Origin of the sequence: Streptomyces sp. NBC_00554 (genome assembly GCF_041431135.1) — a bacterium.
GTDB lineage: Bacteria > Actinomycetota > Actinomycetes > Streptomycetales > Streptomycetaceae > Streptomyces.
The window spans coordinates 4,800,575-4,813,149 of the sequence record NZ_CP107799.1 but is presented as its reverse complement, the minus strand read 5'-3'; the positions used below and the strand labels follow the sequence as shown (position 1 = coordinate 4,813,149).

The window sequence follows — 12,575 nt, the reverse complement described above, 5'->3', positions numbered from 1 at the left end:
TCGCACAATCCGCACAACCGAAGGGGTCCGCGTGACCGAAGTGGAGTTGGTGGCCACCGCATTGGCCACGGGGGCGGCGGCCGGACTCACCGACACCTCACGAGGAGTCGTCCACGACCTTCACGCCGCGCTGAGGGAGGCGGTCCGCCGACGGTTGTCCGGTGTCGGCGTGCGGGGCGGATACGGCGTACGGGTCCTGTACGCATACGAGACGGACCCCGATGTGTGGCGGACCCGGCTGCTGCAGGTGCTGGCCTCAGGGCTGGAGATGGACGAGGAGATCCTCGGGGCGGCCCGCGCAGTGCTCCGCGCGGAAAGGAGGAAAGGGCACATCACCGCGGTCGTCGGTCCATGACGGAGTGGGTGACCTCTCTGGCCATGCTGTTGGGCGCGGGTATCGCCATGGTCAAAGGGATGTGACCTGCTGGTTCTCTGTTGTCTCACCGCGATGCCACCCAAGATCAGTCTCACATCGATGCCATTTCCTCGGGGAACGATGAGTCTGCGGCTGAGCCACCGAGCACGAGGACTACATGTGAGCTCAGATCGCCCACCGTTGAGTTTCCCGCGCCGCGCCGGTCTGTGCGCGTGAGACCGACTCACGGAAGGCCGGCGCGATGCGGAAACTGATCTACGGCATGAACCTGACCCTGGACGGCTACATCGCCGCGCCCGGTGACACGGCGTGGCGGACATCGGAGCCTCGGCTTCGTGTCGCTTCCTCAGTGGTCTGTCTTGATCGGAGCGGACCGCCGGGCTTGTGACCTGGGCTGTCGCGCACCTTCTTAGTCAGCAGCCCGCAGGTCTCCCACCTGCGCGGTTGCCAGGTGGTTTGGGGACGAGCACGGTGTCGGATCGGGAGTGCGGGCACGCGTCGGCGAAGGTCTGGACGCGGGCTGCCGGAGCGGAACCCGCGTGGACAAACCTCCGGGCGTGACCCGCTCGATCGCGCCGTGCGGTCGATGCGCTTTCCCGGCCCGTCGGGCGGGCGGATCAGCGCAGTCCGGCGAAGAGGTCGTTCTCGGGTACGGCCGCGCCGGTGGTGTCCTGGACACGCACGAAGGTCTCCATGCCCATCAACTCGCCGAACCTCTCCTTGCCCATCTTGAGGAAGAAGATGTTGTCGCCCTGGCTGGCGTGCGCGGCCAGCGCGTCGAACTTCTGGCCGCTGAACGCGGTGGCGTCCACCCACGTGGTGATCTCGTCGTCGGGGAGGCCGATCTCGGCCATCGCGGCGGCCTCGGCAGGATCCGGCTCAGGCATGTCCGGATGAAACTCGCGCATGATCTCGCCGAACCGCTGCATCATCGAGCGGGGCATCGTGGTCCAGTACACCTTCGGTGCCAGCGCGGTCATCTCCAGCGCCGCCATCGTGATGCGGTGGGCCTGGATGTGGTCGGGGTGGCCGTAGAAGCCGTTCTCGTCGTAGGTGACGACCACATCGGGTCGGTAGTGCCGCATGAGTTCCGCGAGCCGGGCCGCGCCTTCCTCCACGGGGGTCTGCCAGAAGGATCCGGGGGCGTCGTTGCTCGGCCAGCCCATCATCCCGGAGTCGGCATAGTCCAGCATCTCCAGATCGCTGACCTTCAGGGCGTCACAGCTCGCCTCGAGTTCTTGACGACGCATCAGGGCGACGGCCGCCGGATCGTGTCCGGGTTCGCCCGGCTTGACGCCTCCCGGTCCGTCACCGCAGCGGCCGTCGGTACACGTCACGAGAACCGTGCGGATGCCCTCCGCCGCGTACCGCGCCAGGACCCCTCCGGTTCCGGTGGCCTCGTCGTCGGGGTGGGCGTGTACTGCCATGAGCGTCAAAGGCCGGTCAGTCATGAAACAGTCCTCCAGCAGAAATGTGTCGTGGTCCGAGTGCGCGGCGGTCGTACCGCGATCCCGGGGCCCGGAGCCTGGTGGGGCGGACAACCTTGCGGTCTCCGTGTTTCCGCCCATACGGCGCCGGGCCCTCGGTCGATGCAACCGTGCCGGCCGGACCGGCTGTTCCCGGCGCGGCCGTTCGGGCTTCCACGCGTCGGCGTTTCAACGCGAACGAGGCACAGGCGCGACCTGCATGTCTCAGCGCCACGTCGGATCCGACGTGGCCCGTTGCGGTGCTTGGCGACGATCAGGTCGGCCTCGCCGGCACGGGGTGATTCCTTTTCGTAGGCGTCGTCGCGGTGCAGGAGGATTACCAGGTCGGCGGTGTCCTCCAGGGCTCCGGAGTCGCGTAGATCGCTGACCATGGGGCGTTTGTCGGTGCGCTGCTCCGGCCCGCGATTGAGCTGAGAGACGGCCACGATGGGGACGTCCAGCTCCTTGGCCACTCCGTGCTGGCGTCAGCACACGTCGACCGAAAGCTCGCCGGCCATATCGCCAAGGCTGCCGGGGCCCCCGTACTGGTCCTGGACTTCCGGCGAGCACCGGAACACAAATACCCGGCTCAGGTGGACGACGCGGAGGCGGCCTTCAACTGGCTGCTCTCCGAAGGGTACGAGCCGGGAAACATCATCACGATCGGCCACTCGATCGGCGGGTTCATCGCGGTCGCCCTGGCGCTTCGCCTCCGCGACAAGAAGCTGCCGCTGCCCGGAGCCATCGTGTCGATCTCCCCCTGGTGCGACCTCGAGATCGCCAACGAGACCATCGCGACGAACGCCGGGACGGACAAGATTCTCAGCAAGGATCTGCTGGAGTTCTTCCGTGACGCCTGGATCGGCGGCACGGGCATCGAGGTCACGGACACCCGGATCAATCTGAACCGGGCGAACCTGAGCGGTCTCCCCCCGACCCTCGTCTCCTGGGGAACGTACGAGGTCCTGGCCGGCGAGGACGAGGAGTTCGCCGCTCGCGTCAAGGACGCCGGAATCGACACGGCGACCGTGGTGGTCCCCGGAGGCCAGCACTCCTACGTCTACGGTGGCGGCCGGATTCCGGAGACCGACGCCGCCATCGCACGGATCGGTGCGTGGGTCCGGGAGAAGACGAAGATCTGACCGAGCGGTACAGGCTCGGCCGGCGCAAGCTCCGCCACGTCGAAACCGTGAGGGATGGCCTCGACGACACCCTGGACGCCTTCCTGGCGTTGGTGCGGGGCGAGAACGTCGGAAAGATGATCGTCAGCCTCTGAGTCCGCCTGAGCTGACCGCACCGGAGCTACCGCGGTCTTCCCCTTCCTGATCAGCAACGCGAGGTCGCCCCATGGCCGACCTGTTCGCAGCCGAACCGGACGACGCCCGCCTGGAGATGAACCCCCACTACTTCGGCGCCCTCTCGGCGGTCCGGAGCTTCGCGCCTCGGCGGCAGGGCAGCTGCTAATGATCTGCCGACTGTAATATTATGTTCGTCAGTCCATCGATTAGGATGGAGTGCGTCGCAATGGCCCCGCGGAGCGAATGGAGGAACCCTGTGGCGCGCTATGCCAAGGAGCACAAGCAGGTGACGCGGCAACGGATCATCGAGACGGCCGGCCATCGGTTCAAGCAGGACGGCATCGACGGTTCGGGCATCTCCACGCTGATGTCGGACGCCGGGCTCACCAACGGGGCCTTCTACGCCCACTTCGCGTCCAAGGACGACCTCGTCGCCCAAGTCGTGGCCGAGGAACTGCGCACACAGGCCGCGAGGTACAGCACTCTGCGGCCCGGCCGCCCGGGACTTGAGGACTTCGTTCGCGAATACCTGTCGCCCGAGCACCGGGACCACCCCGGCCTCGGATGCCCCTCCGCCGCCCTGCTCGACGAGATCGGCCGCTGCGGGGACGAGACCAAGCAGGCCTACACCGACGGCGCGCGGAACATCGTGGAGGAGATCGCCGCCCGCCTGACACCCGAGGATCCGCGGTCGGCTCGCGGCAAGGCCATCGGGCTCTTCACCATGGTGGTAGGGACGCTGCAACTGTCCCGCGCCCTCTCCGACCGCGAGTTCGCCGATGAGGTCCTTGAGCAGGGAATCGAGAACGCCCTCGCCTTCATGCGCTGAGGGGGACGGCCCACGGCCGCCCAAGAGTCGCCGGAAGTCTTCTCCCAGCTCGCCTCGCGCCGACCGGCGGGGAGGCGGACATGGCCGACGGCAGCGACTCCAGAGAGTGGGGGCAGTCCGATGCGAAGGGCACGGCCAGCAGAACCACGATCATCACGGGTGGCGGCTACCCGGGCACCGGCCTGGTCGTCGCGCACCGCCGCGAGCGCGGCCAGGCCAAAGGACTCAGGTCAGCAACTCGGATGAGGTGGTTCGAGCCGCTCGCCCAAAGTGCGTCACGGCTCTGAGGCGGCGTCCTCGGCTCAACGGACGACCATGCTTCGCGCCTACTGCCGTTCGAGGAACGCGAGAGCCGTCTCCACGAACTCCCGGTGGAACTGGAAGATGCCGCCATGGCCGGCGTCGGGGTAGATCACCAACTCGCCGTTCGGCAGTCGCCTCGCCAGGTCGGCCGAGTTCTTCGACGGAACCATCCTGTCGCTCTCGCCGTTTGCGACGAGCACGGGCTGGTGGATGACGGAGAGATCCTGGGGCCGCTGCAGCCCCCAGCGGTGAATGGCCTTGAGCTGGGCGCCGTACGACGTGAGGGAGATCGCCTTGTCCCGGTCGTGGGTGCGCTCCTTCAGACGGGCCAGGAACTCCTTCCCGGCCCGACGCCCGCCCACGGTGCGGGTGAAGAAGAGGAACTGCTTCGGGTCCTGAAGGGTGAGCAGTCCTCGGACGGTGTCGAGATGGGACAACCGGGTCACGTTCTTGATGCCCTCGCCGCCCGCGGGACCGGTACCCGTGAGGATCAGCTTGCGGACGAGGTCCGGGTCGGTCTGCACGATCACCTGAGCGATCATGCCGCCCATCGAGAAGCCGTGGAGATCGACGTACTCGAGCCCGAGCGCCCGGATGAACGTGACGGCATCCTTCGCCATCGCCTCGATGGTGCGCGGCGTCGAACCGGAGGAAGCGCCGACGCCCCTGTTGTCGAACGCGATGACCCTGCGCTGGGCGGCGATGCCGTCGACGACCCGGGGGTCCCAGTTGTCGAGGACCGCGGCGAGGTGGGTGAGAAAGACCACCGGGACGCCGGACTGGGGACCGAGCTCGCGGTAGGCGAAGGTCACTCCGCCGGCGGTGAGGGTGCGGGTCGGTGCGTTCTTGTACGACGTCACCACGTCGCCTCGTACTTCTTGTGAGTCATTCACGGTCGTGCCCTTCGGCGTGGGGGTTCCTGCGAGCGTGTGCAGACCCCTCTCTCACGGAAGGGCGCGTAGAGCAGTCACCCGCGTCTCCCGACTGCGGCTGCAGTCTGCGGAGTCGACGGTCAAAGACGGTGGATGCCGGAACCCTGAGTGGTCCAGCCCCGCAGCATCGCGTCGATAATTAAAGTATGACCGTACTTCCATGTGCCTGCAAGTCGGCGGGCATCTTTCCGATGGCCTCCTTGAGTAGGGCATCCGCAACGCCCTCGCACCGCTAGGCGCCTAGCGTGAGCATGCCGGGACCTCGGATCGGCGTACCCGTGGGACGCGCTGGCTCGCACCCGGGGTGCCCGCTTATGCCCGGGCCTCGCCGATAGGTCTCGCGTCCGTCGCGGGTGCGGCGCCCTTGCGGGGAGTGGGTCCACTTGTGGTCCACCGGTCGGCCGCTTAGAATTACGAGCATAATTTAATTGACCGGGTGTCGCCGGAAGGCTCTGCCGACGGAGGTAAACGTCGGGCGTCATGCCCGGCGCGCCCCATGCGTGATCGTCCCCCAGGGGCTCGACCCTTCACAGGTCTGGATCCAAAGCCCCCGCTGAGACCTGTCGCACCAAAGAGCGCGTACTACCAACAATCCACCGAAGTTCGGAATGAACAGCACCCCCGTCCGCTTGCGGGCGAGATGAGGAGCCGACGATGAGGGCCTTCACGGTAGAGCGCTACGGCGACAAGGCCGGCGTGCGTGTCGGCGATGTGCCGGACCCGGAGGTGGGCGCGGAGGACGTGCTGGTCCGGATCCACGCCGCGAGCATCAACCCGCTCGACCGCATGATCCGGGACGGGGAGATGAAGGCGATCCTGCCGTACAAGGTCCCGTTCGTCCTGGGCAACGACCTGGCCGGGGTGGTGGTCGAAGCGGGTGCGGCCGTTACGCGGTTCGCGGTGGGCGACGAGGTCTTCACGCGGCCCGACAAGGACCGGATCGGCACGTTCGCCGAACTCATCGCGGTGCACCAGGACGACGTGGCGATCAAGCCGGCCACGCTGACCATGGAGGAGGCGGCGTCTCTTCCCCTGGTCGCCCTGACCTCGTGGCAGGTGCTGGTCGAGCGGGCGCACATCCAGCCGGGCCAGAAGGTCCTCATCCACGCGGGTTCCGGCGGCCTGGGCACCATCGCCATCCAGCTGGCGAAGGAGCTGGGTGCGCACGTGGCGACCACCACGAGCACGGCCAACGTCGATCTGGTGAAGCGTCTGGGCGCGGACGTTGTCGTCGACTACAAGAAGCAGGCGTTCGAGACGGTGCTGCACGACTATGACGTCGTCCTGGACTCGCTCGGCGGCGAGACGCTGAAGAAGTCCCTGGACGTACTCAAGCCCGGCGGGAAGGTCATCAGTGTCGCGGGCCCTCCCGACGCCGCTTTCGCCAGGGAACTGGGAGCGAATCCGATCGTCCGGCTGGTGATGTCCGCGCTGAGTTTCCGGATCCGGCGAAGCGCCCGGCGCCGCAACGTGACGTACTCGTTCTTTTTCATGAAGGCCAGCGGGGACCAACTGCGCGAGCTCACCCATCTCATCGAGGCCGGCAGGATCCGACCCGTCGTCGACACGGTGTTCCCGTTCGAGTCGACACGAGAAGCGCTGGAGTACGTCGAAGCAGGGCGTGCGAAGGCCGGCAAGGTCGTCGTCAAGATGACGTGAGGGAACGGGACTGCCGCTCAGCGGGGGCACGGGCCCGATCCACCGGCGCACAGTCGCCGTCGGCTGACGGGAACCAGGTTGGTCGCAACTGTCCCTTTGAGTAAGCGACTTCGAACGCAGGCGAACACTCTGTGACGTGGGCCACTGGAAAAGCGTCACGCGACTTGAGACGAGTTGCCTCTCCGCCTCGAAAATCGAGCCCCGAGGAGACTCCGACGGCGCCTTTCACCTGCACTTAGGGCACACGGAGGGCACGCCGCCCTCGAATTGGTCTAGACAACAAACAACCCCCAGGCCGCTGACCTGTGGGCAAATTCTGGAGCGGGTGACGAGAATCGAACTCGCACTCTCAGCTTGGGAAGCTGATGTTCTACCACTAAACTACACCCGCGTAAGACGCCGGTTTGGGCCGGTGTCGAATGCCCGCTCACTCTACCTCATGCCTGGCCCCCGGCGATGAAGCCGTGGGGCCAGGGTGCGTTTCGGGGAGGGGGATGCGGCTGCGGGGGACCGGAGTTGGGGCGTACGGTGGGGGCGCGGAAGAGGGTCTGTGTGTGACCGGAGTGCCGCCTGGAGGGTCATCCCTTACGTCCCGTAATGTGGGCTTTCGTCGTCAGTCAGACGCGGCTCTGGGGAAGGGACTCTGAGGACTTGATGGAGCGCACCGTCGTCCGTTGTGCCGAGGGGCACGTGTTCAGCACCGCTTCGTTCCCGATGCAGCAGGCCGAGCGGCTCGGCCCTGGTCGGCTCATCCGGTGTCCGCGTTGTGCGCGGCTCCGGAACGTCGTACCGGTCACGTTGGAGAAGCGGTAGCGAGCGGCAGCAGAAGTGCTAGCTGAAGTGACAGTAGTAGCGGTCGGAAGCAGTAGGCCGTAGGTGAGGCGCGGGGGACTGTGCGCAATTGCTGACAGTCCCCGCGTATCCTCGGGGCGTGCTTCTCTCAGACAAGGACATCCGGGCCGAGATCGATGCCGGACGGGTGCGGATCGATCCGTACGACGAATCCATGGTGCAGCCGTCGAGTGTCGACGTGCGGCTCGACCGCTACTTCCGGGTGTTCGAGAACCACCGCTATCCGCATATTGATCCGTCCGTCGAACAGGCGGATCTGACCCGGCTCGTCGAGCCCGAGGGCGATGAGCCGTTCATCCTGCATCCCGGGGAGTTCGTCCTCGCCAGCACGTACGAGGTCATCTCGCTCCCTGACGATCTCGCCTCGCGGCTCGAGGGCAAGAGTTCGCTCGGGCGGCTCGGGCTCGTCACGCACTCCACGGCCGGGTTCATCGACCCCGGGTTCTCCGGGCACGTCACCCTTGAGCTGTCGAATCTCGCGACTCTCCCCATCAAGCTCTGGCCGGGGATGAAGATCGGGCAGCTGTGCCTGTTCAGGCTCAGTTCGCCTGCCGAGTTCCCGTACGGCAGCGACCGGTACGGGTCCCGCTACCAGGGGCAGCGCGGGCCGACCGCGTCCCGCTCCTTCCTCAACTTCCATCGGACCCAGGTATGAGCGACGCAGCCGTGCGCGAGAACCTCACCTACGAGCTGTTCGGCACCGCCGTCCGCGAGCTCGCCCAGACCATCGCCGACGACGGGTACGAGCCCGACATCGTGCTCTCCATCGCCCGCGGGGGTGTCTTCGTCGCCGGCGGCCTGGCATACGCGCTGGACTGCAAGAACATCCACCTGGTGAACGTCGAGTTCTATACCGGCGTGGGGACCACCCTGGAAATGCCCGTCATGCTCGCCCCCGTCCCCAACACCATCGACTTCTCCGACAAGAAGGTCCTGATCACCGACGACGTCGCCGACACCGGCAAGACGCTCAAGCTGGTGCACGACTTCTGCGTCGGCGCCGTCGCCGAGGTCCGCAGCGCCGTGATCTACGAGAAGTCCCACTCGCTGGTGAAGTGCGAGTACGTGTGGAAGCGGACCGACGAGTGGATCAACTTCCCGTGGTCCGTTTTGCCTCCATGCCGTAAGTCTGGCACGCCGGTCACGCCTTCGAAAGAGGCTCTCTGACCCTCAAATCGAGGCTCGACTGTCAGACGCTCGCAGTACAGTCCTGATGTGAGCCGGAGCCATAGAGGGGCGAAGCGGAACGCTGTGCCGCGGGAGTTGCGTCGCCGAGTGTTGATGGAGGCCGGGCATCGCTGTGCAATACCTACATGCCGCGCCACGCCCGTGGAGATTGCTCACATCACTCCATGGGCGAAGGTGCGAAGGCATGAATTCAGCAATCTAATTGCGCTGTGCCCAAATTGCCATACTCGCTACGATGGCCCGCATAGCTCAATTGACCGCACGGCGATGCGTCAGTACAAGGCGAGCTTAAATCCGCTCCTTTCCGTGAATATATCGGAAAACTTAGATACTGTTGCCCTTCTTTCTGCCTACCTAGAGCTGAGAGTTCGATTCAGTAAGTGGGTAAATTCCGTATCTGCCCTGAATGGTGAATCGCAGAAGAAGTGTGTGGATCCGCAGGTAGTGGAAGTATTGCTTTCAGACGGGGTCGAGGCGGCAGCCTGGGCGATCGGGGCAGTTTTGGACTTCCAGAATGTTTGGAAAGATGACGATGCCGCGGATTTGGTCGGAGCCGCGCTTTATTGCGTCGCAGATTGGCATGATGCCGTAGAGGCGTCCTGCAAGCTCTCGGGCGAGGTGGGTCCCGAATTTGATGCAAATGAACAGCTCGCTGAAATTGCCGCTAGGTTGCATCAGGCTATTTACGAGCGGCTAGGTTTTGGTGCAGCAGGAGCGCCGCTCTAGAGATATTTAAGGTCGAGGGTTACTCACGTGCAATGGTGGCCGCAATGTGGCGCTTGATCACGCTGGCTTTGTTGCCCTCGTCGAACAGTTCAGGTGCTCTCCACTGGCTACTCGTGGTCGGTGGGATTGTGTGGGGTGATCGCTGGATATTACAGTCAAATCCAAAATCCACAGCCAGGGGGCGCTTCTATGTTACTAGCCGCTCAAGACATCCCGTGGACGGCGACTGCTACCGCAGTGGTGGCAATCTCGGCGTTCGTTCTCTCCTTCATCAGCCTTGCTTGGCAATTCACGTCCTGGCGTTGGTCCGGAGCTACCGTCAGAGTTGCAATGGATTTTCGAGATGTCGTAGGTCCTGTGCAGGGTGGGTCCCGTGCCCGTGTTGCATTTATCACGGCGTCAAATGCTGGAAGAGGGGCCTGTCAGGTTGCTAATTGGTGGATTGAAGATGGGACAGACAAGAGGATTTATATTGCTAACCTCGAAGAGGGGTCGGCAGGGCGGCCAGAAAAGCTGGAAGGGCTTCACGAGGTATTTTGGTTCTTTGTGAGCGGCCCTCTGATCGAGAACTGTCAAAGGAAGAACGTGCCTCGCGTTCGCCCAGTGGTACAACTTGGTTCGGGAAAGAAAGTCAAAGGTAAGTGGGTCAACGTACCTGCCTGATGACTATTAGGGCGACCCATTTCCCAGTCAATATTGCATCGGAGGTGCTGCGTGCTTCTAGCTTTCCATCCAGATTGGGGGACCGTGCCAGCTTGGTTTGGTGGCCTGTCGCTGGTGCTAGCTCTAAGTATTTTCATGAGGGATCGCAGCGCAGCCGATCGAAAAGACGTAGATCTTGTCGGGGTGTGGTGGAAAGCTGAGTGGGAGAGAAAGGTTCCCATGGACGAAACGGGGAGGGTTGAAACCGGCACCATTAAGTTGCATTTCGGCAATGCAGGAAACCTCCCTGTCGAGATCACGCACGTCTCCTTTGAAGTGAGAACTAAGTGGGTTGTTAGAGACTTAGATCAGTGGGAGAGGGACCCTGACGGAAACCTGAAGCGAGATTTCGGGGTGTGGACGGTGGCGCCCGGAACCAGTTCTCACAAACACTTCATTTCGCACGTACGAGTCCCACCACAAGACCGGGTTGATAGCGACGATCCAATTGACGTCAGCGATTTGGCGCCCGAGCATGCTGACCAACTCGAACTCTTCGATGGCATCACGTGCAGTGTTCTTTGGATGCTTATCGTAGACAACGCCGGTCGCCGGTGGGAAGTGCGTCCGGGTGTTGGGCGTCGTGCTAGGCGGATTCGCTGGTATCACCGTAGACGTGAGCACCAGCCGCCTGACTTTTGGACGGGCGCGAGTCGGCTAAGGAAATTTCTATGGGATTTCCAAGTGTGGTGGGCGCAGCGACGAAGTAACTCGCGATGAGCTTGACCTACATTTGCGACGAACGTTTGCTGCCGTGTCGAGAGCAAGATGTTCTATGGGATTTTCCGTACTGCGGGCAGGCCCGCTGAGCGGATCTTTCTGGAATCCGAAACCGTCGGAAATCGGTGGAGTGCGCCTGAGATCAGAATGGAAGCTCGGACCTGGCCGCACCTCGCTTGATGGTCATGATTCGTTCGTGAAAGTCGCGTGAGGAGGGCTCGCGTGGGTATCGGGAGCGGAGTTCCTTGTCGAGCTCGTCGGCGACTAAAAGCAGGGACGGGAGAGACTTCCGGTCGGCTTCGAGTGCCGTAGTGCCCATGCCGATAGCTTCCTCGATGTCGCCAGTTCGGGCGGCGGCGACTCCGAGTGTGAGGCGGGCCTCTGCGGCGCGCATGGGGGAGATCTCTGTGCCGTCGGGTCCTGTGCTGATACGGATCACTGAGCGGGCGTGGGCGGCGGCGCGCTCGTCGTCTCCGAGGAGACGGTAGGCGTCCATCTCGTAGAAGTCCCACTTGTCCGGGTCGATTATGAAGTGGTGTTCCGGGTGGTCCGGGCGCGGGAGTCGGTCGAGGCGGGCTCGGCCGGCATCAAGGGAGTCTCGGACCAGGCGGGCGTCCCCCATGCGGGCGGCGGCTCGTGCCTTGTGGGCGTACAGCTGGACGCCGACGGAGTGTGTCTGGTCGGCGACGTGTCCGGCTTCGACGGCGTTGAGCATGTCTTGCCATCGGCTCTGGGTGAGGGCGAACCATGCCTCGATCTCCCATGCCCAAGCCATGATCTCGCCGTGCCCGGCCTCTTGGCCGATGCGGAGGGCGGCGGCTTTGCTGAGGTTGGCGGCCTCGCGCTGGCCCCTGTCGTACTGGACGCAGGCATTCAGCAGGAAGAGCCATCCGGTGTCGACGAGCAGTTCCCGGTGCTGGCGGAGGGTCATCCGGCCTTCGAGCTGCTTGGTGACGTATTGCAGGCCGTTGCGGGTGCGCTCGTGCAAGTAGTCGGCGTCGGCGTACGGGTACGCGCGGGCCAGTTGGTCAACGCCCTGTTCGATCGACTCCAGGGCGGCGCTGTTGATGTTGGACATCTCCGTACGGCGGAGCATCTCGGCGACGTCCCACAGCCCGGCGCCACCCTGCGCAATCAAGGTGCTCGGGTCGTCGAGCCGGGATGGTGTGGCTGGTCGTTCCAGCTCCCATGGGCGTGGGGCGAGTCCTGCGAGATGGCCGGGGATGCGCAGCCCGTCGACGACTTCGAGGATTTTGTGGAACTGGGTGATCCGTGGGCGAACGCCCTTGCCGTCGGTCTCAGGGCGGGCCATCTTGCCGATGTGCTCGCGCTTGTAGCCGACAGCCTCGGAGATCTTGGCGTAGCTGATGTTCCCGTAGATCTTGGCGAGTCTGAAGACCTCGCCGAAGTCGTGGTTGGCGATAGCCGACCGCACGTCCGCGCGTTCCAGGACGTGCGGCGGTAGCGCTGCCGGTGTTGGTGCAGCTTCGGTCATCTCACTTCCCCATTGTGATCGACCTGACG

Annotated in this window: 12 protein-coding genes, 1 tRNA gene and 3 pseudogenes; 11 read left to right on the top strand and 5 right to left on the bottom strand. The window is 64.4% G+C overall.

Features of this window, described 5'->3' with window-relative positions:
* Positions 1–31 precede the first annotated feature (31 nt).
* Positions 32–355, top strand: a complete 324-nt coding sequence (locus OG266_RS20985) for a hypothetical protein (RefSeq protein ID WP_371547765.1) — start codon at positions 32–34, stop codon at positions 353–355.
* Between the two features lie 262 nt (positions 356–617).
* A pseudogene (locus tag OG266_RS20980) lies at positions 618–680 on the top strand (dihydrofolate reductase); the annotation flags it as partial.
* A gap of 313 nt (positions 681–993) precedes the next feature.
* Here OG266_RS20980 and OG266_RS20975 read toward each other — a convergent pair.
* Both OG266_RS20975 and OG266_RS20970 read right to left on the bottom strand, forming a co-directional pair.
* Positions 994–1,827 carry a PIG-L family deacetylase gene (locus tag OG266_RS20975; RefSeq protein ID WP_266457746.1) on the bottom strand — a complete coding sequence of 278 codons (834 nt, stop codon included), beginning with the start codon at positions 1,825–1,827 and terminating at the stop codon, positions 994–996.
* A 263-nt stretch (positions 1,828–2,090) separates the two neighbouring features.
* A pseudogene (locus tag OG266_RS20970) lies at positions 2,091–2,315 on the bottom strand (DnaB-like helicase C-terminal domain-containing protein); the annotation flags it as partial.
* 3 nt (positions 2,316–2,318) lie between these two features.
* Between OG266_RS20970 and OG266_RS20965 the strand changes: the two are divergent.
* The 4 genes from OG266_RS20965 to OG266_RS20950 all read left to right on the top strand — a co-directional run bounded on the left by OG266_RS20965 (position 2,319) and on the right by OG266_RS20950 (position 4,256).
* Positions 2,319–2,984: an alpha/beta hydrolase gene (locus OG266_RS20965; RefSeq protein ID WP_371547764.1), complete on the top strand. Its 666-nt coding sequence runs from the start codon at positions 2,319–2,321 to the stop codon at positions 2,982–2,984.
* Positions 2,957–3,118, top strand: a complete 162-nt coding sequence (locus OG266_RS20960; RefSeq protein ID WP_371547763.1) for a hypothetical protein — start codon at positions 2,957–2,959, stop codon at positions 3,116–3,118. Before OG266_RS20965 ends, OG266_RS20960 begins: the two co-directional genes overlap by 28 nt.
* Before the next feature lie 278 nt (positions 3,119–3,396).
* Positions 3,397–3,969: a TetR/AcrR family transcriptional regulator gene (locus tag OG266_RS20955; RefSeq protein WP_266457726.1), complete on the top strand. Its 573-nt coding sequence runs from the start codon at positions 3,397–3,399 to the stop codon at positions 3,967–3,969.
* 80 nt (positions 3,970–4,049) lie between these two features.
* Positions 4,050–4,256 carry a hypothetical protein gene (locus tag OG266_RS20950; protein WP_371547762.1) on the top strand — a complete coding sequence of 69 codons (207 nt, stop codon included), beginning with the start codon at positions 4,050–4,052 and terminating at the stop codon, positions 4,254–4,256.
* 39 nt (positions 4,257–4,295) lie between these two features.
* Here OG266_RS20950 and OG266_RS20945 read toward each other — a convergent pair whose 3' ends face one another.
* Complete coding sequence (locus tag OG266_RS20945; RefSeq protein ID WP_371547761.1) at positions 4,296–5,165, bottom strand: alpha/beta fold hydrolase; 870 nt, start codon at positions 5,163–5,165, stop codon at positions 4,296–4,298.
* A 693-nt stretch (positions 5,166–5,858) separates the two neighbouring features.
* Here OG266_RS20945 and OG266_RS20940 point away from each other — a divergent pair.
* Positions 5,859–6,863, top strand: coding sequence for an NADP-dependent oxidoreductase (locus OG266_RS20940; protein WP_371547760.1), 1,005 nt, complete (start codon positions 5,859–5,861; stop codon positions 6,861–6,863).
* A gap of 317 nt (positions 6,864–7,180) precedes the next feature.
* On the opposite strand, the gene OG266_RS20935 is transcribed toward OG266_RS20940, so the two are convergent.
* Positions 7,181–7,254: transfer RNA gene (locus OG266_RS20935), tRNA-Gly, on the bottom strand.
* A gap of 540 nt (positions 7,255–7,794) precedes the next feature.
* On the opposite strand from OG266_RS20935, the gene dcd reads away from it, so the two are divergent.
* The 4 genes and pseudogenes from dcd (at position 7,795) to OG266_RS20915 (ending at position 9,629) form a co-directional block, all read left to right on the top strand.
* On the top strand, positions 7,795–8,370 hold the full coding sequence (gene dcd, locus OG266_RS20930; RefSeq protein WP_266457691.1) for a dCTP deaminase: 576 nt from the start codon (positions 7,795–7,797) through the stop codon (positions 8,368–8,370).
* Complete coding sequence (locus tag OG266_RS20925) at positions 8,367–8,882, top strand: phosphoribosyltransferase (RefSeq protein ID WP_371547759.1); 516 nt, start codon at positions 8,367–8,369, stop codon at positions 8,880–8,882. Before dcd ends, OG266_RS20925 begins: the two co-directional genes overlap by 4 nt.
* Positions 8,883–8,996: 114 nt before the next feature.
* Positions 8,997–9,134, top strand: a pseudogene (locus OG266_RS20920) (HNH endonuclease); the annotation flags it as partial.
* Between the two features lie 36 nt (positions 9,135–9,170).
* Complete coding sequence (locus OG266_RS20915) at positions 9,171–9,629, top strand: hypothetical protein (RefSeq protein WP_371553188.1); 459 nt, start codon at positions 9,171–9,173, stop codon at positions 9,627–9,629.
* A gap of 1,564 nt (positions 9,630–11,193) precedes the next feature.
* Here the strand turns inward: OG266_RS20915 and OG266_RS20910 are convergent.
* Positions 11,194–12,546, bottom strand: a complete 1,353-nt coding sequence (locus OG266_RS20910; RefSeq protein ID WP_371547758.1) for a tetratricopeptide repeat protein — start codon at positions 12,544–12,546, stop codon at positions 11,194–11,196.
* Positions 12,547–12,575: the final 29 nt, after the last annotated feature.